This window comes from Loktanella sp. M215, assembly GCF_021735925.1.
Taxonomy (GTDB): Bacteria; Pseudomonadota; Alphaproteobacteria; order Rhodobacterales; family Rhodobacteraceae; genus Loktanella.
In genome coordinates, this window is record NZ_WMEA01000001.1 from 1635650 (window position 1) to 1656660 (window position 21011).

The 21011-nt window shown below is 66.9% G+C and carries 19 protein-coding genes; 12 read left to right on the plus strand and 7 right to left on the minus strand.

All coding sequences use genetic code 11. The features are described 5' to 3' along the window. The first annotated feature begins 38 nt into the window (after positions 1-38). Together GLR48_RS07990 and GLR48_RS07995 are read left to right on the plus strand one after the other, a co-directional pair. Positions 39-605, plus strand: coding sequence for a YqgE/AlgH family protein (locus tag GLR48_RS07990; protein WP_237060542.1), 567 nt, complete (start codon positions 39-41; stop codon positions 603-605). A 61-nt stretch (positions 606-666) separates the two neighbouring features. Beyond that, positions 667-2598: a cation:proton antiporter domain-containing protein gene (locus tag GLR48_RS07995; protein WP_237060544.1), complete on the plus strand. Its 1932-nt coding sequence runs from the start codon at positions 667-669 to the stop codon at positions 2596-2598. Here the strand turns inward: GLR48_RS07995 and GLR48_RS08000 are convergent. Further along, complete coding sequence (locus GLR48_RS08000; protein WP_237060546.1) at positions 2595-3146, minus strand: TlpA family protein disulfide reductase; 552 nt, start codon at positions 3144-3146, stop codon at positions 2595-2597. The two genes, GLR48_RS07995 and GLR48_RS08000, sit on opposite strands and share 4 nt — an antisense overlap. Positions 3147-3162: 16 nt before the next feature. Here GLR48_RS08000 and argH point away from each other — a divergent pair, with 16 nt between their 5' ends. From argH to GLR48_RS08025, 5 genes are all read left to right on the plus strand, one after another. After that, complete coding sequence (argH, locus tag GLR48_RS08005) at positions 3163-4551, plus strand: argininosuccinate lyase (RefSeq protein WP_237060548.1); 1389 nt, start codon at positions 3163-3165, stop codon at positions 4549-4551. After that, the gene (locus tag GLR48_RS08010; RefSeq protein ID WP_237060550.1) at positions 4548-4811 is read left to right on the plus strand and encodes a hypothetical protein; all 264 of its coding nucleotides are present in this window, start codon (positions 4548-4550) and stop codon (positions 4809-4811) included. The genes argH and GLR48_RS08010 overlap by 4 nt, the downstream gene beginning before the upstream one ends. Positions 4812-4834: 23 nt before the next feature. Continuing rightward, positions 4835-5152, plus strand: coding sequence for a DUF2834 domain-containing protein (locus tag GLR48_RS08015; protein WP_237060552.1), 318 nt, complete (start codon positions 4835-4837; stop codon positions 5150-5152). A 129-nt stretch (positions 5153-5281) separates the two neighbouring features. After that, complete coding sequence (lysA, locus tag GLR48_RS08020) at positions 5282-6547, plus strand: diaminopimelate decarboxylase (protein WP_237060554.1); 1266 nt, start codon at positions 5282-5284, stop codon at positions 6545-6547. Positions 6548-6605: 58 nt separating this feature from the next. Then, positions 6606-9245 (plus strand): DUF4175 domain-containing protein, encoded by a 2640-nt coding sequence (locus GLR48_RS08025; protein WP_237064434.1) that lies wholly within the window; start codon positions 6606-6608, stop codon positions 9243-9245. Positions 9246-9294: 49 nt separating this feature from the next. Here the strand turns inward: GLR48_RS08025 and GLR48_RS08030 are convergent, their stop codons facing one another. Then, positions 9295-10197 (minus strand): zinc-ribbon domain-containing protein, encoded by a 903-nt coding sequence (locus GLR48_RS08030; RefSeq protein WP_237060556.1) that lies wholly within the window; start codon positions 10195-10197, stop codon positions 9295-9297. 168 nt (positions 10198-10365) lie between these two features. Between GLR48_RS08030 and GLR48_RS08035 the strand changes: the two genes are divergently transcribed. Genes GLR48_RS08035 through GLR48_RS08045 form a run of 3 tightly spaced genes read left to right on the plus strand, consistent with a single transcriptional unit; the run spans position 10366 to position 12700 of the window. Further along, the gene (locus GLR48_RS08035) at positions 10366-11037 is read left to right on the plus strand and encodes a cell division ATP-binding protein FtsE (RefSeq protein WP_237060558.1); all 672 of its coding nucleotides are present in this window, start codon (positions 10366-10368) and stop codon (positions 11035-11037) included. Next, a complete protein-coding gene (locus tag GLR48_RS08040; RefSeq protein WP_237060561.1) occupies positions 11034-11951 on the plus strand; it encodes a cell division protein FtsX in 918 nt (305 codons plus the stop codon). The genes GLR48_RS08035 and GLR48_RS08040 overlap by 4 nt, the downstream gene beginning before the upstream one ends. Next, on the plus strand, positions 11948-12700 hold the full coding sequence (locus GLR48_RS08045; RefSeq protein ID WP_237060562.1) for a lysophospholipid acyltransferase family protein: 753 nt from the start codon (positions 11948-11950) through the stop codon (positions 12698-12700). Before GLR48_RS08040 ends, GLR48_RS08045 begins: the two co-directional genes overlap by 4 nt. Before the next feature lie 105 nt (positions 12701-12805). On the opposite strand, the gene GLR48_RS08050 is transcribed toward GLR48_RS08045, so the two are convergent. The 4 genes from GLR48_RS08050 to GLR48_RS08065 all read right to left on the minus strand — a co-directional run bounded on the left by GLR48_RS08050 (position 12806) and on the right by GLR48_RS08065 (position 17274). Further along, positions 12806-13768, minus strand: coding sequence for an acetyl-CoA carboxylase carboxyltransferase subunit alpha (locus GLR48_RS08050; RefSeq protein WP_237060564.1), 963 nt, complete (start codon positions 13766-13768; stop codon positions 12806-12808). A 105-nt stretch (positions 13769-13873) separates the two neighbouring features. Further along, complete coding sequence (locus tag GLR48_RS08055; protein ID WP_237060566.1) at positions 13874-14830, minus strand: L-malyl-CoA/beta-methylmalyl-CoA lyase; 957 nt, start codon at positions 14828-14830, stop codon at positions 13874-13876. Between the two features lie 156 nt (positions 14831-14986). After that, positions 14987-15376 carry a Cu(I)-responsive transcriptional regulator gene (gene cueR / locus GLR48_RS08060; protein ID WP_237060568.1) on the minus strand — a complete coding sequence of 130 codons (390 nt, stop codon included), beginning with the start codon at positions 15374-15376 and terminating at the stop codon, positions 14987-14989. Then, a complete protein-coding gene (locus tag GLR48_RS08065) occupies positions 15373-17274 on the minus strand; it encodes a heavy metal translocating P-type ATPase (RefSeq protein WP_237060570.1) in 1902 nt (633 codons plus the stop codon). Before GLR48_RS08065 ends, cueR begins: the two co-directional genes overlap by 4 nt. Before the next feature lie 137 nt (positions 17275-17411). Between GLR48_RS08065 and GLR48_RS08070 the strand changes: the two genes are divergently transcribed. Further along, positions 17412-17609: a heavy-metal-associated domain-containing protein gene (locus GLR48_RS08070; RefSeq protein ID WP_237060572.1), complete on the plus strand. Its 198-nt coding sequence runs from the start codon at positions 17412-17414 to the stop codon at positions 17607-17609. Between the two features lie 130 nt (positions 17610-17739). Then, the gene (locus GLR48_RS08075) at positions 17740-18612 is read left to right on the plus strand and encodes a glycosyl transferase (RefSeq protein ID WP_237060574.1); all 873 of its coding nucleotides are present in this window, start codon (positions 17740-17742) and stop codon (positions 18610-18612) included. Positions 18613-18688: 76 nt separating this feature from the next. Here GLR48_RS08075 and pnp read toward each other — a convergent pair whose 3' ends face one another. Next, a complete protein-coding gene (pnp, locus tag GLR48_RS08080; protein ID WP_237060584.1) occupies positions 18689-20821 on the minus strand; it encodes a polyribonucleotide nucleotidyltransferase in 2133 nt (710 codons plus the stop codon). Positions 20822-21011 lie beyond the last annotated feature (190 nt).

The window sequence follows — 21011 nt, forward strand, 5'->3', positions numbered from 1 at the left end:
CTCTTGCACCGCAGGACACGCGGGCGCATCATCGCGCCATGGACCGGATCGAGACCCTTTGCGGCAAACTTCTGATCGCGATGCCCGACATGGGCGATCCCCGCTTTGCGGGCTGTGTCATCTATCTGTGCGCCCATTCCGAAGACGGCGCGATGGGACTGATCGTGAACCGCCCGAAACCCGACGTAGGCTTTCCTGCCCTGCTGGACCAGATGAAGATCCGCCGCAGCCCCGCCTGCCGCGATGTCGGTGTCTATGTCGGCGGCCCGGTGGAACGGGCGCGCGGTTTCGTCCTCCATTCGCTGGATTACGAATCCGATGGCAACACGATGGACGTGGCCGACGGCATCGGCATGACCGCCACCCGCGACGTGCTCGAGGCGCTGGCCCAGGGGTCCGGGCCGACCTCCTCACTGCTGGCGCTCGGCTACGCGGGCTGGGGTCCGGGCCAGCTCGAGGCGGAGTTGGCCGACAACGGCTGGCTGACCGGCCCCGCCGACGCCGCGATCCTGTTCGGCCCCGATGCGCCGGGCAAATGGGCCGCCGCCCTGCGGCTGATGGGCGTGGCCCCGCAGATGCTCTCGGGCCACGGCGGACGGGCCTGAGGCGTCTGGCCGCAGCCGCTGATCTGTCTTAAGGTCCGGCCGAGTTCGCGCAAGGCCCCCCATGACCAGTATCCTGCTTCTGACCTTTCTCTTCCTCGTGGCGGGCGTCATTGCCGTGCCTTTGGCGACCCGCGCGGGCCTTGGGTCCGTGCTGGGCTACCTGATCGCCGGCATCGCGATCAGCCCGGCGCTGGGCGTGCTGCACGTTGATGTCGTGCAGATCCAGCACTTTGCGGAATTCGGCGTCGTGATGATGCTGTTCCTCGTGGGGCTGGAACTTGAGCCGGAAAAGCTCTGGGACATGCGCGGCCGCCTGCTGGGGCTTGGCGGCGGGCAGGTGGCGCTGACCATGCTGGCCGTCATGGGCGCTGGCGTGGCGTTCGGCCTGCCGTGGACCGTGGCGCTGGCCGCAGGTGCCGTGCTGGCGCTGTCCTCCACCGCCATCGTCCTGCAGACGCTGACCGAAAAGGGCCTGCTGAAATCCGACGGCGGGCAGGCCAGCTTTGCCGTGCTGCTGACGCAGGACATCGCCGTGATCCCGATGCTGGCCCTGCTGCCGCTGCTGGCCCTGCCGGGCGTGGCCCACGGGGCAGAGGACGCGCATGACGCCGGCATCAGCCTCGTGGCGAACCTGAACGGCTGGCAGACGATGCTGGTCACGCTGGCCGCCATTGCCGCCGTCGTCATTGCGGGCCGCACGCTGACCGGCCCGGTCTTCCGGTTCATCGCCAAGGCCGACCTGCGCGAACTCTTCGTCGCCGCCGCCCTAATGATGGTCGTGGGCATCGCCCTGCTGATGTCGCTGGTCGGCCTGTCGCCGGCGCTGGGCACCTTCATCGCCGGCGTCGTTCTGGCCGGCAGCGATTACCGGCACGAGCTCGAATCCGATATCGACCCCTTCCGGGGCCTGCTGCTGGGCCTCTTCTTCATGTCCGTGGGGGCAGGCATCAACTTTGCGCTGCTCTTTGATCAGTTCGCACTGATCCTCGGCCTCACGCTGGGGCTTATGGCGCTAAAGGCGCTGGTGCTGCTGGCACTGGCCTCTGTCTTCAAACTGGAATTGACCGACCGCTGGCTCTTCGCCCTCGGCCTCGCCCAGGCCGGAGAGTTCGGGTTCGTCCTGCTGTCCTTCGTCGTGGCCGGCAACATCATGCCCGCCGCCACCGCGGACCAGTTGTTGCTCGTGGTCGCCCTCTCGATGCTGCTGACGCCAGCGCTTTTCATCTTTCACGACCGAGTCATCCTGCCCCGCGCGGCCAAGGGCGTGGCCCGCGCGCAGGACACGATCGAGGCCCCGGCAGAGGTCATCATCGCGGGCCACGGCCGGGTCGGCGGCATCGTGAAACGCATCCTCGAAGGCGGCGGCTACGCGCCCACCGTCATCGACTATTCCGCGGCCCAGATCGACACGCTGCGCATGTTCGGCCTGCGCGCCTATTTCGGCGATGCCACCCGCCCCGACATGCTGGAGGCCGCAGGCATCCGCACCGCGCGCATGCTAATCGTCGCCATCGACGACCGCGACAAGGCCACGGAACTGGTGCGCTACGTCAAGGAACACCATCCGCATGTCCACATCATCGCCCGCGCCCGCGACCGGCACCATGTCTACGAGCTGTTCCTCGCAGGCTGCCGGGACATCATCCGTGAAACCTTCGACAGTTCCGTCCGCATGGGCCGGTCCGCGCTGGAAGCGATGGGGATGGAACATGCCACGGCGATGCAGATGGCCGAGGGCTTCGTCGCGGACGATTCGGCCAAGCTGATCGTCATGGCCCCGGTGTTCCGCGATACCGGCGGCAACCCGATGGACGAACGCTATCTGGAAAAGACGAAAGAGATCAACGCCCTGCAGGACCGGCTCTTTGCCGAGAACGGTCCCAGTTTCGGCAACCTGCGCGCGCGCATGGCGGCGGAAGGTGACGACGTGGACGAGATCGTGCGCATCAACGGCGTGGCCCTGTCGCCCGACGATCCCGTGCCGGGGCGCTAGTCGCCCGCGGCCACCGCCATCAGGATCGCCTGCGCCGACAAGGACGCCCAGTCCGCATCGCCCTGCAGGCGGGCGACCTCTTGTCCCTCTGCGTCCAGAATCACCGTGATCGGCAGACCAAGAACGCCAAAGGCGCGGGCCATTTCCTGTTTCGGGTCGGTGGCCTTGGGCAGGTTCGTCACGCCGATCTCGTCGAAAAAGCGGGTAATCGCCTCTGGCGGGTTGCGCCCGGTGGCCACTGTCAGCACCGTGACCTTGTCCCCCATCGCGTCCTGCAGGGCGGCCAGCGTCGGCATCTCCTTGCGGCAGGGCGCGCACCAGGTCGCCCAGAAATTCAACAGGACCGGCTTGCCCGCGTAATCGGCTAGCGTAACCTCTGACCCATCCTCGGCGATGAATGTCACATCGGGGGCGGGGCTGGGTTCTGACGCGACGACCAGCTTGCGCATATCGCCGTCTTTCAGCGCTTCAAGGTCGGCGTCCGCGTGGGCCGCGTTTGCAAGGATCGCAAGGCCCGTATACAGCAGGGCGGATTTCAGGGCTTTCAAGGGGCGCGTCCTTCTCATGACCAAAACTGCGAACACGATGTGGGGCGGCCGTTTCGCCGCAGGGCCGGACGCGATCATGGAGGCGATCAATGCCTCGATCGGGTTCGATCAGCGGTTGGCGGCGCAGGACATCGCGGGCTCTCGTGCCCATGCGGCGATGTTGGCCGCCACAGGCATCATCAGTGATAGCGACGCAGAGGCCATACGGAAAGGCCTGCTCACGGTTCTGTCAGAGATCGAGGGCGGGACGTTCCAGTTTTCGACCGCCCTTGAGGACATCCACATGAACGTCGAGGCGCGCCTGAAAGAGGTCGTGGGCGAGGCCGCAGGCCGTCTGCACACGGCCCGGTCGCGCAACGATCAGGTCGCCGTCGACTTCCGCCTCTGGGTGCGCGACCAATGCGACGCGGCGGATCAGGCGCTGAAGGCGCTGCAACTGGCGCTGCTGGGGCAGGCCGAGGCGGGGGCCGACTGGGTCATGCCGGGCTTTACCCACCTGCAGGTCGCCCAGCCCGTCACATGGGGGCATCACATGATGGCCTACGTGGAAATGTTCGCCCGCGACCGGTCGCGCTTTGCCGACGCGCGCAAGCGGATGAACCAATCGCCCTTGGGGGCTGCGGCGCTTGCGGGCACGTCATTCCCCATCGACCGGCACATGACGGCCGAGGCGCTGGGTTTTGACGCACCGATGGGCAATTCACTGGACGCCGTCAGCGACCGCGACTTCGCGCTGGAATTCCTCGGCGCCGCCACGATCTGCGCCGTCCACCTGTCGCGTCTGGCCGAGGAACTGGTGATCTGGTCCTCCGCCCAGTTCCGCTTCGTCAAGATGTCGGACCGCTGGTCGACGGGCAGCAGCATCATGCCGCAAAAACGCAATCCGGACGCGGCCGAACTGATCCGCGCCAAGATCGGCCGCATCTTTGGCGCGAACGTGGCGCTGACGATGGTGATGAAGGGGCTGCCGCTGGCCTATTCCAAGGACATGCAGGAAGACAAGGAACAGGTCTTTGACGCCGCCGACAACCTGATGCTGGCGCTGGCCGCAATGGCCGGCATGGTGGGCGACATGACCGCCAACCGCGACGCGCTCCGCGCCGCGGCGGGCACCGGGTTTTCCACCGCGACAGACCTCGCCGACTGGCTGGTCCGCGAGTTGGGCCTGCCGTTCCGCGAGGCGCACCATGTCACCGGATCGCTGGTAGCATTGGCAGAAGCGCAGGGCTGCGATCTGCCGGATTTGTCACTTGCCCAGATGCAAGCGGTGCATGAAGGTATCTGTCAGGATGTCTTCGACGTGCTGGGGGTCGAAAACTCGGTCGCGTCGCGGACAAGTTTCGGTGGCACGGCACCCGCGCGCGTGCGCGAGGCGGTGGCCCGGTGGCAGAAGGTGCTTGGATGATCAGAACGGGAGTGACCGCGGCGATCGCGGCCTTGGCCCTTGCGGGCTGCGGCGCGCAGGGCGATCCGGTGCGCCCCGGCACATCCACGCAGGCCAGCGTGCCGGCGCGGCCGGGACCCACGATGAACGCGGGCGTCGGCATCGGGCCGAACGGTGTGTCGCCCGGCGTGACGCTGGCCGACGGGATCGGGCGGCTGTCGCTGGGGCCGGGCGGCGTGCGTCTGGGGGCTGCGGGCATTCCGCTGAACGTGGGGCTATGAGTGGGTCAGGTATGATGAAGGATATGTCACCCCTGCGCTGGGTCTGGGCGGCACTGGCCGTCTGGGGCGCCATCCATCCGATGTCGTGGTTCATCGCCTGGTTTCAGGCCGAGGGCTGGTCGCTGGGCCGCATGATCGACGCGTGGTATGTCAACGCCGCGACCACGGGACTGACCTGGGATCTGACGATCGCGGCGATCACGCTGACCGTCTGGGTGCTGGCCGAAGTGGCCGTGCGGCGGAACTGGATCGCCTTGCTGGCGATTCCTGCGACCTTTTGCATCGGGGTAAGCTGCGGTCTGCCTCTCTACCTGTTTTTGCGGGCGAAGCCCGTCCGCTGAAGACGCCGGACGACGCTGTTTGCCGCAAGATGCGGCAAAGGCGCCCCGCCCGCCGTCCCCTCTGCCGATCCGCCCTTTTCTGGCGTTGGCGTTCTGTTATGACCGGCCCCGGACTGTAGGGGACGGCTGATGGATCATTTTCTGTATCGCGACGGCGCACTCTGCGCCGAGGACGTGCCGCTGAGCGAGATCGCGGCCCAGGTCGGCACGCCGTTCTACGTCTATTCCAGCGCCACCTTGCTGCGCCATTTCCACCTGTTCGACGCAGCCCTGGCGGGCATGGACCACCTCGTCTGCTTTGCGATGAAATCCCTGTCCAACCAGGCTGTCCTGCATCTGCTGGCCGAGGCGGGGGCCGGGATGGACGTGGTGTCGGGGGGGGAATACGCCCGCGCCGTGGCGGCGGGTGTGCCGGGCGATCGCATCGTCTTTTCCGGTGTCGGCAAGACGAAGGCAGAGATGCGGCAGGCGCTGGAGGGCGGCATCCGCCAGTTCAACGTCGAGAGCGAACCCGAGATGCAGGCGCTGAGCGCCGTTGCGGTGGAATTGGGACAGGTGGCGCCGATCACGATTCGGGTCAATCCGGACGTGGATGCCAAGACCCACGCCAAGATCGCCACCGGCAAGTCCGAGAACAAGTTCGGCATCCCCATCGCCCGCGCCCGCGAGGTCTATGCCTTGGCCGCCAGCTTGCCGGGGGTGGAGGTCATCGGAATCGACGTCCATATCGGCAGCCAGCTGACCGATCTGGCCCCGTTCGAGGCCGCCTACCTGAAGGTGGCGGAGCTGACCGAACAGTTGCGCGCCGATGGTCACACGATCCGCAGGCTGGATCTGGGCGGCGGCCTTGGCATTCCCTATGCCCAGACGAACGAAGCCCCGCCCAGCCCGCAGGATTACGGCGACCTGATCAAGCGCACCGTCGGCCATCTGGGTTGCGAGATCGAGATCGAGCCGGGGCGGCTGATTTCCGGCAATGCCGGCCTGATGGTGTCCCGCGTGATCTACGTCAAGGAGGGCGCCGACCGGCAGTTCCTGATCCTCGACGGTGCGATGAACGACCTGATCCGGCCGGCCATGTACGATGCCCACCACGACATCGTGCCGGTGCTTGAGCCCACGCCGGGGGCGGAGCGTGCCACCTATGACATCGTGGGCCCGGTCTGCGAAAGCGGCGACACCTTCGCCAAGGGACGGACCATGGCGCGGGTTGGGCCGGGCGACCTCGTGGCCTTCCGCTCTGCCGGGGCCTACGGGGCCGTCATGGCGTCGGAATACAACTCGCGCCCCCTGATCCCAGAGGTGCTGGTCCAGCGCGATCAATTTGCAGTCATCAGGGCGCGTCCCACCTTTGACGAAATCATCGCGCGCGATATCATTCCGGCGTGGCTGTGATCCAGCAGGTCACACCGCCGCGCAAGGGAGAGGCCCGCTGACCGATCACCGCACCGACCTGCCGCACCTGAACCGCCCCGTCGCACTGACCCGTCTGGGGCTGGTGGCCGAACGCGCGACCCGTGCCTTCTGGCCCTTGTGGAGCGTGCTTTTCGTCATCCTCGCGCCGCTGATGTTCGGCTGGCAGGACCGCATGAGCCTGGAGGTGTTCTGGGGCCTCGGCGTCGTGGCCATCCTGGCCGTCGTCGTGACGCTGGTCCGCGGCCTGCGCGCCTTTCGCTGGCCCACCCGGGCCGAGGCGGTGGCGCGTGTCGATGCCAGCCTGCCGGGACGACCGATTGCCGCAGTGCGCGACACGCAGGCGATCGGCGCGGGCGATCCCGCATCACAGGCGGTCTGGGCCGCGCATCTGGCGCGCATGCGCCGCGCGACCGAAACGGCCAAGGCGGTGCAGCCTGACCTGAAGATTTCCGACCGCGACCCTTACGGCCTGCGTTACACGGCGCTATTGTTCTTTGTCGTGGCGCTGCTCTTCGGCTCTGTCCTGCGCGTGGGCTCGGTGGCCGAGATCGCGCAGAACGGTGGCGGCGGTGCCTTGGCCACCGGACCGGTCTGGGAAGGCTGGGTCGCCCCGCCCGCCTACACCGGCAAGCCGACGCTTTACCTCAACGACATTCCGCCCGGCCCGCTGAAGGTGCGGCTGGGGTCGCAGATCACCCTGCGGCTTTACGGCGAGGTCGGCGCGCTGACGGTGGCGGAAACCGTGTCGGGCCGGACCACGGACATCCCGCCCGCGTCCGAACCGCAGCAGACGTTCACCGTGACGAAAGCGGGACGTGTCGCCATCGACGGCCCGAACGGGGCCGCCTGGGACCTTGCGATCCTGCCTGATACAGCACCCGAGGTCAGCCTGACCGCCCCCGTCGACGCCGATGCGATGGGCGAGATGAATCAGGCCTTTGCCGCCAGTGACGACTACGGTGTCGAAAGCGGCACGGCGACCATCGCCCTCGATCTGGGGGCCGTCGACCGCAGCTATGGTCTGGCCGTCGACCCGGATCCGATCGCGCCGATCGTGCTGGACCTGCCGATGCCCTTCGGCGGGGACCGCGCGGATTTCGACGACGCCCTGATCGAGGATCTGTCGCAGCATCCTCTGGCGAACCTGCCGGTCACGATCACCCTTCAGGTGACGGACGCCGCCGGCCAGACCGGCACCAGCCTGGCAGAGCCGATCGTCCTGCCGGGACGGCGCTTCTTTCAGCCGGTGGCCAAAGCCATCGTCGAACAGCGCCGCGACCTGATGTGGTCGCACAGCAACGCCCGCCGCATCGTGCAGGTTTTGCGCGCCGTGTCCTACGAGCCCGACACGCTGTTCACCAGCCAGACACCCTATCTGCGCCTGCGCCAGATCATCCGGCAGCTGGACCAGTCCGACCGCACCGGCCTGACCGACGAAACCGCGACCGAGATCGAGCAGGCTCTGTGGGATCTGGCGATCCAGCTGGAGGACGGCACCCTTGCCGACGCCCGCGAACGCCTGAAGCGTGCGCAGGAACGGCTGGAAGAGGCGATGAAGAACGGCGCCTCCGACGAGGAGATTGCCGATCTGATGCAGGAGTTGCGCGAGGCGACGCAGGACTACATGCAGATGCTGGCGGACCAGATGGATCCGAACGCGGACCAGACCGACCAGCCGCAGACCTCCGAAAACACGATGGAGCTGTCGCAGGACGAGCTGCAGGCCCTGATGGACCGCATCGAAGAGCTGATGCAGGAAGGCCGCATGGCCGAGGCGCAGCAGTTGATGGATCAGCTGAATTCCCTGCTGGAGAATATGCAGATCACCCAGGGCGACGGCAGCGGCAGTGGCCCGCAGACCCCCGGTCAGCAGTCGATGCAGGATCTGGCCGACACGTTGCGGGACCAGCAGGATTTGTCCGACGAGGCCTTCCGCGACATGCAGCAGGGCCAGCAGGGTCAACAAGGCCAAGAGGGTCAGCAGGGCCAAGGGCAGCAGCAAGGCCAAGGACAGCAGGGTCAAGGTCAGCAGCAAGGGCAGGGCCAGGGACAACAGGGCCAGGGACAGCAACAGGGCCAGAATGGCCAAGGCCAGCAGCAAGGCCAGCCGGGCCAGGGTCAGAACGGCCAGGGTCAGAACGATCAGGGACAGGACGGTCAGGGCGCCGGATCGGGACAGTCACTGGCAGAGCGCCAGCAGGGCCTGCGCGATGAACTCAGCCGCCAGCGCGGCGCCTTGCCCGGCCTGCCGGGAGAGGCGGGCGATGCCGCGCGTCAGTCCCTCGACCGCGCCGAAGGGGCCATGGATCAGGCCGAACGCGCCCTGCGCGACGGCGACATGGGGCAGGCCATCGACCGTCAGGCCGACGCCATGGATGCCCTGCGCGACGGCATGCGCGCCATCGGAGAGGCGCTGGCCCAGAACGACGGGCAGGAACCGGGGCAGGGCAACGCCGACGGCAACCAGACCGGACAGGTCCAGCCGGGCCGCCGCGACCCGCTGGGGCGGCAGTTGGGCAGCACCGGCCAATACGGCACGGACGAAAACCTGTTGCAGGGCGACGACGTCTATCGCCGGGCCGAGGAATTGCTGGGCGAAATCCGGCGCCGGTCGGCAGAACAAAGCCGCCCGCAGGTCGAACGCGACTACCTCGACCGGTTGCTGGATCGCTTCTGACCGCAGCGCCGACACCCGCACCTGACCAAGGCCGCGCGGTTGCCGTCTGTCAGGCGTTGGTCTCGCTGGCGTTCAGCAGGCTTTGCACCTGTGCATCCAGCCAAAGCCGTCCGGCGTCGATCGTGCCGACGTAGGCTGTCAGCGGGTCCGCCAGTGCTGGCACGCCCGCGGCGATGTCGTCGGCAAAGACATAAAGCAGCGCCAGCGCCGCAATCACGGCCAGCGTGCCAAAGAACCCGCGACGACCGCTCTTGCGGGCCTTGACCTGCTCGGCGTGTCGCTTCGGCAGGGCGTCACGCTCTGCACTGGACCGCAGGGTCGAGTTGATTTCTTCGATGTCCGGAAAGATCTCGCGCCGCCGCCCCGTCGGTGCCTCGGGGATTGCGGCCACGGCCACCGTTTCGGGCTGCCGCGCCGGGGGCGCATCGGACGGGCCGGGGGCGCTGGCGCGCACGGCGGCCAGCGGCGGCGCAGGTCGGACCGGCTCGGGATCGCGCAGGCCAAGGTCCTGCTGCTGCTCCAGACCACCGCCCTCAGAGCGTCGCGCCGCTTCCTCGCGGGCGGCTTCCTCGCGCAGGATATCCGCGATCGAGGGGTCAAGCTGCGTGCGGCCCGGCGCGCGCGGCGCCGGTGCGGTGGGGCGCGGCCCATCGGCGCCTGCGGCAGGTCCGGCTGTGGCTGGCGCTAAGGGCGCGACGGGTGCGGCCGCAAATGGTGCCTTTGCAGCGACCGGCGCCGGCTGCACATCCTCGTCGGCATCGACCTCAGGATCCGGCGCCTTGTCCCGCTCTGGCGCAACGGCCTCCGGGTCTTCCATCCGGGCCGAGGGGGCGGCGGCGCTTTCGAACCAGGTATGGCCGCAGTTCGAACATTGCACATCGCAGCCATCGACGGGGATGACGTCGCCGTCGACCTCGTATTGCGCGCCACAGTTCGGGCAGATCAGCCGCATCGAATCAATCCTTTGCACGCCAATGCAGGCCAACGCGGCCTATCCCCTGTGCCATTTCTAGCAAGGGCGGTCACGCGCGCCAAGGTTTGCACGGGCTATTCACTGGATTGCATTGTAACCTGTTGCAGATTTGGGCAAAAGACCCGAAGGCCGGGCGAGGAGACCAGCGTGATCGAGCTATCTGACGTAGCCTACAGCTATGGCGGCGCGCAGCTGTTCACGAATCTGACTCTGGCGCTCACGCCGGGGTCGTTCCAGTTCCTGACGGGCCCCTCGGGTGCCGGCAAGACGACGCTGCTGAAACTGTGCTACGGCGACCTGCGCGCGACGGGCGGGCGTGTCAGCCTGTTCGGGCAGGATGCCGCGACGATGGCGCGCGACGATGTCGCGATGGCGCGGCGCCGGATCGGTGTCGTGCATCAGGATTGCCAGTTCCTCGATCACCTGCCCGTCGCCGAAAACATAGCCCTCCCGTTGCAGGTCGCCGGTCGCGCTGCCGAAGCGTCCGGCAATCTGGACGAACTGCTGGCCTGGGTCGGGCTGTCGGCACAGGCGCAACAACTGCCACCGGAACTGTCGGGCGGTGAACGCCAGCGTGCCGCCTTGGCACGGGCCGTCATCACTTCGCCCGACGTCATCATCGCCGACGAGCCGACGGGCAATGTCGACTGGGAGATGTCGCAGCGCCTGCTGACCCTGCTGGTCGAGCTGAACCGCATGGGCAAGACCGTCCTGATCGCGACCCACGACATGAACCTGATCCGCGCCGCCAAGACACAGGTCAGCGCGAACGTGTTGCGCCTGAAGGGCGGTCGTTTGCAGACCGGGGTGGCACTGTGAACCTGCGCGTGCCATCGGGCCTTGCGCGTGCGCTGGCGCTGCTGGTGGGCAACCCCAGCGCTGACCGTGCCGTGCCGCCGACCGGGTTCACCGCCCGCCTGACGGTCTTTACCGCCGGGTCCATGGCCTTTCTGGCGGTCTTCGCCATCGCATTTTCGCTCGCCACGGGGCGGCTGGCCGACCGCTGGTCCGCGGAACTGGCCCGCACGGCCACGCTGCGCATCTCTGCCCCGGTCGATCAGGCCGCAGCACAGGTCAGCCGCGCGCTGACGGTGCTGGAACAGACCCCCGGCGTCGCCACCGCCCGCGCCTTGACCGACGACGAAGAGCGTGCCCTGCTGGAACCGTGGTTCGGCCCCGACCTGCCGCTCGATACCCTGCCGATCCCGCAGCTGATCGAGATCACGGAAACCGCCGAGGGCTATGACGCGACGGGCTTGCGGGCACGCCTGCAGGCCGAGGTGCCGGGGGCGGTACTGGACGACCATACCCGCTGGCGGGCACCCCTTGTGGACGCGGCCAACCGCCTGCGGACCATGGGCTGGGTCGCACTGCTGCTGATCGGGGCCGCCACGGCCGCGATGATCACGCTGGCGGCACAGTCTGCCCTGTCGGCCAACGCGCAGGTGATCCGTGTGATGCGCCTTGTTGGCGCGCGTGACAGCTATATCGCGCGGGCCTTCGTGCGCCGGTTCACCCTGCGGTCAGGGCTGGGCGCTGCCATCGGCACCGCCGCCGGCCTGATCGCCGTGGCCGCATTGCCCGGTGACGCCGACGCGGCGGGCTTTCTGACGGGCTTGGGCTTTCAGGGGTGGGGCTGGCTGGTGCCTCTGCTGATCCCGCCACTGGCCGCCGTCACCGCCTTTTTCGCCACCCGGGCCGCGGCCCTGCGCACGCTGAGGTCTCAGGCATGAGTTACGCTCTCCAATGGGTCCGGTCGCTGGCCTTTGCCATCGTGATGTATCTGCTGATGGCGGTCATGGGGATCCTGTTCCTGCCCTATGCGATGATCGACCGTGACGGCGCGATGAAGACCTGCAAGATGTACGCCCGCGCGGTGATCTGGCTGGCCGGCTGGATGATCGGCCTGCGGTTCGAGGTGCGCGGCAGCCCCCCCGTCACCGGCTGCATGATCGCGGCCAAGCACCAGTCCTTCATGGATGTCATGTTCATCTACCAGCTTCTGCCGCGCCCGCGCTTCATCATGAAGCGCCTGCTGCTTTATGCGCCGGTGCTGGGCTGGTTTGCCTATCGCGCGGGATGCATCCCCGTCGATCGTGGCAAGAAAGGCCGCGCGATCAAGGACATGCTGGCGCGGGTCAAGGCCGGCGACGCCGCGCCGGGACAGCTGTGCATCTATCCGCAGGGCACCCGCGTCGCGCCGGGGGCGGTCATGCCCTACAAGAAGGGTACCGCGGCGCTCTATGCCGAGCTGGGACAGCCGGTGGTGCCGGTCGCCACGAATATCGGGGTCTTCTGGCCCAAGCGCGGCATCTACCGCAAGCCCGGCACGGCGGTCTTTGCCTTTCTGGACCCGATCCCGCCGGGCGGGTCGCTGCGCGGTTTCCTGCGCGAGCTGGAAGAGGCGATCGAGACGCAGTCCAATGCTCTGGCCCGCGAGGCGGGTATGACCCTGCCGCTGCCGCCCGTGTCAGAGGTCTGACCGAAATCGGAGTCGTTCAGTAGGGGGCGGCGTGGCTGGGGGCGCTGCCCCCGGCGCGATGCGCCTCCCCCGAAGTATTTTTGACCAGAAGAAGGGCGAAGCCGGTCAGGCGGCAAGGCCCTTCTTGCCGAGTTCGAGGTACTTGCGGCGCCGGTCGAGGCGGACCTGATCCGGGGCCACCTTTTCCAGTTCGGCCAGAGTTTTTGTCAGCGCCGCACCCACGGACTGGACTGCAGCTGCGGGCGCGCGGTGCGCGCCGCCCAGCGGTTCGGGAATGATCCGGTCGCAGACGCCCAACTCTTGCAGGTTCTGTGCCGTCAGACGCAGGGCGGCGGCGGCCTCTTGCGTCTTGGCCGCGTCCTTCCACAGGATCGACGCACAGCCTTCGGGGCTGATGACCGAATAGATCGAATGTTCCAGCATCAGGACACGGTTCGCGGTGGCAAAGGCCACGGCGCCGCCAGATCCGCCCTCGCCGATCACGACGCTGATCAGCGGCACGGACAGATCGAGGCAGGCCTCGGTGGCGCGGGCGATGGCCTCCGACTGGCCCCGCTCCTCTGCCCCCTTGCCGGGATAGGCGCCGGGGGTGTCGACCAGCGTGACGACCGGCAGCCCGAAACGGTTCGCCAGTTCCATCAGACGGATCGCCTTGCGATAGCCTTCGGGGCGGGCCATGCCAAAGTTGTGGGCGATGCGCGATTTCGTATCGTGCCCCTTTTCGTGGCCGATCACCACGACGGACCGCCCGTCGAACCGCGCAAGACCGCCCATCACGGCATGGTCGTCGGCAAAATTCCGGTCACCGGCCAGCGGCGTGAAATCGCTGAACAGGGCCGCGATGTAATCCTTGCAATGCGGCCGTTCCGGATGCCGCGCCACCTGGCATTTGCGCCAGGGCGTGAGGTTGGCATAAAGCGATTTCAGCAGGTCGCGGCTTTTCTTGTCGAGCGCCGCGGCCTCTTTTTCCACGTCCATCTCGGCGTTCTCGCGCGCCATGGCGCGCAGCTCTTCCGCCTTGCCTTCGATCTCGGCGAGCGGTTTTTCGAAATCGAGGTACTGGGTCATGGAAACGCCTTCATTGCCTGACGCCGATATAGGCGACGTGCACCCCGATTTGCAATGGTCGCAGCCTCGGCCGGGCGTTTACCCGGCCGGATGAATAGGTCGGCGTCAGCCTGCGATCATCTCGGATTGCTTCACGATGACCTCGGCCTGCTTGATGCTGGCGATATCGACGAGGCGCCCCTTGTAGACGGTCGCCCCTTCGCCCCGCGCCTTGGCGTCCTCCATGGCGGCGAGGATCTCGCGCGCCTCGGCCACGGCAGCGTCGGAGGGGGTAAAGACCTCGTTCGCCAAGGCGATCTGCCGAGGGTGGATCGCCCATTTGCCGACCATGCCCAGCGTGGCGCTGCGGCGGGCCTGCGCACGATAGCCTTCGTCGTCCGAAAAATCGCCGAACGGGCCGTCGACTGGCAGGATGCCGTGGGTTCGGCAGGCGGCGACGATCGCGGTCTGCGCCCAGTGCCAAGGATCGGCATAGTGGCGCGTGTCACCCTGCAGCATGTAATAGTTGTCCTGTGTCCCCCCGATCCCGGTGGTCTGCATGCCCATCGAGGCGGCAAAGTCCGCCGCACCAAGGCTCATCGCCTGCATCCGGGGCGATGCGGCCGCGATTTCGTTCACGTTGACTAGACCGGCGGCGGATTCGATGATGACCTCGAACCCGATGCGCCGGGTGCGTCCCTTGGCGGCCTCGATCGCCGTGACCAGCGCGTCGACGGCATAGACGTCCGCGGCGCAGCCCACCTTGGGGATCATGATCTGGTCCAGACGGTCGCCCGCCTGCTCCAGCAGGTCCACCACGTCGCGATACCAGAACGGCGTATCAAGGCTGTTGATCCGGACCGACAGATGTTTCGTGGTCCAGTCGACGTCGTTGATGGCGGTGATGATATTCGCTCGCGCCGCCGCCTTGTCACTGGGGGCGACCGAATCCTCCAGATCGAGGTTGATCACATCCGCGTCCGACGCTGCCATCTTGGCAAAGAGTTTCGTATTGGATCCGGGTCCGAAAAGCTGGCACCGGTTCGGGCGGGCGGGGGGCGTCGGCTGCAGGCGAAATGACATGGAAAAGGTTCTTTATTTCATTTGTATGTCGTCTTTGGGTATATTGTTGCGCATTCAAGCGCAAGGTGCGTAATGCACCTGCAGCAATCTGGCCAGACACCCCGCAGGTTGAAAGGTGACGTACTGCGGGCGTCACGGCTTGCGCCCGTACCGCTGTCAGGCGGTATGTTCAAGGTTATGCAGGATCGGGCAATCCGGCCTGTCGTCGCCCGCACAAGACGACACCAGATGCGACAGGGTCTGCTGCATGGCGCGCAGATCGGCAATCTTGACCGCGATCCGCGCCAGATGATCGGTGGCGATGCGGCGGACGTCGGCGCTGGCGCGGTGGCTGTCGGCCCAGAGCGCCGTCAGGGCGCGGCAATCCTCGATCGTGAACACAAGCGCCCGGGCGCGGCCCAGAAAGATCAGCCGGTGCACGTCGCTGTCGCTGAACGCGCGATAGCCGTTATCGTCGCGCCGGGGCGTCACGAGGCCGATGTCCTCGTAGTAGCGGATCGTCTTGGGCGGCAGGCTGGCGCGCGTGGCGGCTTCACCGATATTCATGGACGGACCTCTCGTGTCACGTTGCGGGCGGCCGGGGCGACTGTCGCGCGGGGCAGGTCGGGTGCGGCCGAGGGCACGCGCCGCAACAGCAGTGCGTTGGTCAGCACGAAGACGCTGGACAGCGCCATTGCCCCCGCCGCCAGCGCCGGCGACAAAAACGTGCCGTTCAGGGGATACAGCACCCCCGCCGCCACCGGGATCAGCGCCACGTTATAGCCGAAGGCCCAGAACAGGTTCTGGCGGATGTTGCGCATCGTCGCACGGCTGACCGCCAGCGCATCCACGACCGCCCGCAGGTCGCCGGACATCAGGACGACATCCGCCATTTCGATCGCGACGTCCGTGCCGGTCCCGATGGCCAGCCCCACGTCGGCGCTGGCCAGCGCCGTTGCATCGTTGATGCCGTCGCCGACAAAGGCCACGGCGCCATGCGTCTCGCGCAGCCGCGAGAGGGCAGCCACCTTGCCGTCCGGCAGGACCTCTGCCACGACATCGTCGATGCCGAGCGTCGCGGCGATGGCCCGCGCCGTGGCGGCACTGTCGCCCGTGATCATGGCGACGATCAGCCCCATGTCCTGCAGCGCCTTGACCGCAGCCGGCGTGCCGGGCTTGACCGGATCGGCGACCGCCAGCAGACCCGCCAACTGCCCGTCGATGGCGACATAAAGCGGCGAACGCCCTTGGGCCGTCAGGTCATCCGCTCGCGGCGCGGCAGCCATATCCACACCCTCGCGCGTCATCAGCCGGTCCGCCCCGACCAGCACGCTCCGGTCCCCGACGGTCGCCGAAAGGCCAAGGCCGGTGATCGACTGAAAGTCTGCAGCGGTCGCGACCTCCAGCCCTTTCGCCTTGGCCGCACGCAGGATCGCGCTGGCGACCGGATGCTCCGACGCGCCCTCTGCAGCGGCGACCAGCGTCAGCACTTCATCGGCATCGAAGCCCGCTGTCGTCACAAGGTCGGTCAGTTCCGGGCGCCCTGCGGTCAGCGTGCCGGTCTTGTCGAGTGCGACGACCGGCACCCCCTGTAAGGCCTGCAGTGCATCGCCGCGCCGGAACAGCACGCCAAGGTCCGCCGCCCGCCCCGTGCCCACCATGATCGAGGTCGGCGTCGCCAGCCCCATCGCACAGGGACAGGCCACGATCAGCACCGATACGCCGGCGATCAGCGCATGCGCCGTCTTGGGGCGCAGCCCGACCAGCCGCGCGATGGCGGCGCCGGTGCGGCCCTTGGCCCGCGCCTCCAGCGTGCGACCCAGCAGGATCAGCACGACGATCACCGCCGCCGCCTCGAAATAGACGGCGCGGCCCTGTGCGGGCAGCAGGCCGGGCGCAAAGGTCACGACCGTCGAATAGCCCCAGGCCGCCGCGGTCCCCAGCGCCACGAGGCTGTTCATGTCCGGTGCCCCGCGCAGCAGGGCGGGCACGCCGCGCGCATAGAACGACCGCCCCGGCCAGACCAGCACGAGGGTCGTCAGCACGAACTGGATCACCCAGGATGTCTGCATCCCGATGCTGTCGGCCACGAACCGGTGCAGGGGCGGAAACAGATGGCCCCCCATCTCGGTCACGAAAACCGGCAGTGTCAGCACGGCGACGATCAGCAGGCGGCGGGACAAGGCCTGCGCCTCGGCATCCTTGTGGGCGGCGCGGTCCGTCGTGGCATCGCCCGTATCGCCGCCCGCGACGGTCGCCGGATAGCCCGCAGCGGCAGCCGCCGCGGTCAGGTCGGCGGGCATGGCCGCACCTTCGATGTAATGCACCTGCGCCGTCTCGGTCGCGAGGTTGACCTGCGCCTGCGTCACACCCGGCACCGCCCGCAAGGCACGTTCCACCCGCCCCACGCAGGACGCGCAGGACATCCCCGTGACGGACAATGTGATCGGTGATGCATCGGGCATGGCGGCCTCTCGGGTTATTCCCAGACCGATATGGGGGTTCCAGTCAGGGGAAGGTCAGGGGCCACCTCACGATGTTGTGCATTTGACCTTCCCGCGCTGGAACACCCCATATCGGGATCAGAGCACAGGAGAACGCCATGACCACCTATTCCATCCCCGACATGAGCTGCGGCCACTGCAAGGCGACCATCGAAAAGACCGTCCACGGCCTCGACCCCGCGGCCACGCTGACCTTCGACATGCCGGCCCGCACGGTGCAGGTGCAGTCCGGCACCGACGACGCCCGCCTGCAGCAGGCGCTCGCGGCAGAGGGGTATCCGGCCACGCCGGTCTGACCGCCGCGGGGCCATAGAAGCCTTCTTTCACCCGCTCCGGTCTGCTAACCCAAAGACCGGGATCGCAGGGGGACCGAAGGATGGCGGATGACCGAGGGCAGATCGAACGACCACACTTGGCGGTCGCGGCATGAGCGACCGCCCCCTGTCCCGTAGCCTCATCAAACTCGGTGCGCTTCTGGCTGGACCGGCCCGGGCGCACCGACAGGACCTCTGGCCGCATCTGGCGATCGACCGCCCCGGTGGTCTGGTCACATGGCGGGGGAAACCGCTGCTGACCCTGCGCCGCCCCAGCGACCTGATTCCGCAGGATGCGCCGCTGCTGGCCGTCGTCGGCAGCGGCCCCTCGCTGGCCGCCCAGCGGATCGAGAATCTGCCGCCCCGCACCGCCATCCTGCTCAACGGCGCCGCGACTCTTGCCGACCGGATTGCGCCACTCGCCCTCGCAATAGAGGACGAGCGGTTCGTCTTTCGCCATCATGAAATGCTGCCGACCCTGCCGCGCGATCTGCCGTGGCTGCTGTCGCCCGCAGCCCTGCGCGCCATCGCATCGGTCGATCCGTCCCTGCTGACGACCCGCCCCGTGGCGCTGATCGACAACCTCGCAAAACCGCTGAACGCTTCCCGCCGTCGCCTCGACGATCCCGCTCTCGATGCGCTGCTGCTGCGCGGTGACGGGGCGGCCCTGTCGCGCGACCCGGACGTGGGCGTCGTCATTGTCGGCACGGTCGCCTTTTCCGCCCTGCAGATCGCCCTGGCCGCCCGCCCGGCGCAGATCGTGCTGGTGGGCATCGACCTCGGCAACGCGGCAGCCCCCCGGTTTTATGAGACGGCAGGCGACACGGCGCCCAGCGGCCTTGTCGCGGGGCTGGACCGCAGCCTTGCAGGCTTTGCGCTCGCCCGCGATCACGCGGCGGCGTCGGGTGTGGCGTTGACCTGCGCCTCGCCCGTCTCGGCGTTGCTGGGATTGGGCATGCCGCGCACGGACCTGCTGGACGCCTAGCAACGCACCGGACAGCCCAACGAAAAAGGGCCCCGGCATCGCTGCCGGGGCCCTTTTTATCTTCAATCCGAAAGGCTTACGCCTCGGAGGTTTCTTCGACCGTTTCGGTGCCGGTGGTCTGATCGACCATCTTCATCGACAGACGGACCTTGCCGCGATCGTCAAAGCCCAGCAGCTTGACCCAGACGTCCTGGCCTTCTTTCAGCACGTCGGACGGGTGGTTCAAGCGGCGGTTTTCGATCTGCGACACGTGGACCAGACCGTCCTTCTTGCCGAAGAAGTTCACGAAGGCGCCGAAGTCGACCAGCTTGACGACCGTGCCCTTGTAGATCTTGCCTTCTTCCGGCTCTGCCACGATCGACCAGATCATGTCATAGGCCTTCTTGATCTTGTCCGCGTCGTTGGACGCGATCTTGATCACGCCATCGTCGTTGATGTCGACCTTGGCGCCGGACACTTCCACGATCTCGCGGATGACCTTGCCGCCGGACCCGATGACTTCACGGATCTTGTCGGTGGCAATCTGCATCGTCTCGATCTTCGGCGCGTGGACGCTGAACTTGCCAGCACCCGTCAGGGCCTTGCCCATCTCGCCGAGGATGTGAAGACGGCCGGCCTTGGCCTGCTCCAGCGCCTTTTTCATGATCTCGGGCGTGATGCCTGCGATCTTGATGTCCATCTGCAGCGACGTGATGCCGTTCTCGGTACCAGCCACTTTGAAGTCCATGTCGCCCAGGTGGTCTTCGTCACCCAGAATGTCGGACAGCACGGCGTAGGAGCCGTCGTCTTCCATCACCAGACCCATGGCCACACCGGCCACGGCGGACTTCAGCGGAACGCCCGCGTCCATCATCGACAGCGAACCACCGCAGACCGATGCCATCGAGGAGGAGCCGTTGGACTCCGTGATCTCTGACACGATGCGGATGGTGTAGGGGAAGTCGGTCGCGGCGGGCAGAACGGCCTGCAGCGCACGCCACGCCAGCTTGCCATGACCGATTTCACGACGACCCGGAGAGCCGACACGACCCACTTCACCGACCGAATACGGCGGGAAGTTGTAGTGCAGCATGAAGTTCGTCTTATACATGCCGGTCAGCGCGTCGATCATCTGCTCGTCATCGCCGGTGCCCAGCGTGGTGACGACCAGGCCTTGCGTCTCACCACGGGTGAACAGGGCAGAGCCATGGGTCCGGGGCAGGATGCCGACTTCGCTGACGATCGGGCGGATTTCGTCCAGAGCACGACCGTCGATACGACGACCGTTCTTGACGACATCGCCGCGCAGCACGTTGGATTCCAGCTTCTTCAGCGCCGGGCCAAGGTTGCCGTCTTCCTGCTGCTCTTCCGTCAGGGACGCGATGATGTCGTCCTTGGCCTTGGACACGGCAGCGGTGCGTTCCTGCTTGTCGGTGATCGCGTAGGCAGCCCGCATCTTGTCCTCGCCAGCGGCCTTCACGGCTGCGGACAGCGCTGAATAGTCGGCAGGGGTAAAGTCGAACGGCTCTTTCGCAGAGTCTTCGGCCAGATCGATGATCAGGTCGATGACCGGCTGGATCGCGTCGTGCGCGAAGGTCACGGCACCCAGCATCTCGTCCTCGGTCAGCTCGTAGGCTTCCGATTCCACCATCATGACGGCATCTTTGGTGCCCGCGACAACCAGATCGAGCCGCTGCTCGGGGTTGTTGCGCAGGTTGTGCATGTCGTCGATTTCGGGGTTCAGGATGTATTCACCATCCACGAAGCCCACGCGGCAGGCGGCGATCGGGCCACGGAACGGCGCGCCAGAGATCGTGAGTGCTGCGGACGCTGCGATCATCGCGACCATGTCGGGATCGTTGACCATGTCGTGGGACAGCACGGTGCACATCACCAGCACTTCGTTCTTGAAGCCGGGGACGAACAGCGGGCGGATCGGACGGTCGATCAGACGCGCGGTCAGCGTTTCTTTTTCGGTCGGGCGGGCTTCACGCTTGAAGAAACCACCGGGCACCTTGCCGGCAGCGTAATACTTTTCCTGGTAATGAACGGTCAGCGGGAAAAAGTCCTGACCGGGCTTTTGCTTGCGCGCGAAGGTCACGTTGGCCATGACGGAGGTTTCGCCCAGCGTGGCGATGACCGAACCGTCGGCCTGACGGGCGACCTTGCCCGTTTCGAGTGTAAGCGTCTCTTCGCCCCACTGCATGGATTTCTTTACTTCATGAAACATCTATCGTCTTTCATATTGGGCCTGACCGGCGGTCCGGCTGACCCGTTGATTGGCGGCCCCATTGCCGCCGACCCCTGTCCTTTGCCTAACGCCGGGGTCTGATGCGTTACGTCACAGATGGCGGGGCCTTACAGCAAAAGGCGTCGAAATGAAAGGGAATTGCATGGGACGGAACCGTGCAGGCTGCGGC

Excerpts from the sequence above, each read along its gene's own strand:
- GLR48_RS07990 (WP_237060542.1), top strand. The coding sequence starts at position 39 with ATGGACCGGATCGAGACCCTTTGCGGCAAACTTCTGATCGCGATGCCC.
- GLR48_RS07995 (WP_237060544.1), top strand. The coding sequence starts at position 667 with ATGACCAGTATCCTGCTTCTGACCTTTCTCTTCCTCGTGGCGGGCGTC.
- argH (WP_237060548.1), top strand. The coding sequence starts at position 3,163 with ATGACCAAAACTGCGAACACGATGTGGGGCGGCCGTTTCGCCGCAGGG.
- GLR48_RS08010 (WP_237060550.1), top strand. The coding sequence starts at position 4,548 with ATGATCAGAACGGGAGTGACCGCGGCGATCGCGGCCTTGGCCCTTGCG.
- GLR48_RS08015 (WP_237060552.1), top strand. The coding sequence starts at position 4,835 with ATGTCACCCCTGCGCTGGGTCTGGGCGGCACTGGCCGTCTGGGGCGCC.
- lysA (WP_237060554.1), top strand. The coding sequence starts at position 5,282 with ATGGATCATTTTCTGTATCGCGACGGCGCACTCTGCGCCGAGGACGTG.
- GLR48_RS08030 (WP_237060556.1), bottom strand. The coding sequence starts at position 10,197 with ATGCGGCTGATCTGCCCGAACTGTGGCGCGCAATACGAGGTCGACGGC.
- GLR48_RS08045 (WP_237060562.1), top strand. The coding sequence starts at position 11,948 with ATGAGTTACGCTCTCCAATGGGTCCGGTCGCTGGCCTTTGCCATCGTG.
- GLR48_RS08050 (WP_237060564.1), bottom strand. The coding sequence starts at position 13,768 with ATGACCCAGTACCTCGATTTCGAAAAACCGCTCGCCGAGATCGAAGGC.
- GLR48_RS08055 (WP_237060566.1), bottom strand. The coding sequence starts at position 14,830 with ATGTCATTTCGCCTGCAGCCGACGCCCCCCGCCCGCCCGAACCGGTGC.
- cueR (WP_237060568.1), bottom strand. The coding sequence starts at position 15,376 with ATGAATATCGGTGAAGCCGCCACGCGCGCCAGCCTGCCGCCCAAGACG.
- GLR48_RS08065 (WP_237060570.1), bottom strand. The coding sequence starts at position 17,274 with ATGCCCGATGCATCACCGATCACATTGTCCGTCACGGGGATGTCCTGC.
- GLR48_RS08070 (WP_237060572.1), top strand. The coding sequence starts at position 17,412 with ATGACCACCTATTCCATCCCCGACATGAGCTGCGGCCACTGCAAGGCG.
- GLR48_RS08075 (WP_237060574.1), top strand. The coding sequence starts at position 17,740 with ATGAGCGACCGCCCCCTGTCCCGTAGCCTCATCAAACTCGGTGCGCTT.
- pnp (WP_237060584.1), bottom strand. The coding sequence starts at position 20,821 with ATGTTTCATGAAGTAAAGAAATCCATGCAGTGGGGCGAAGAGACGCTT.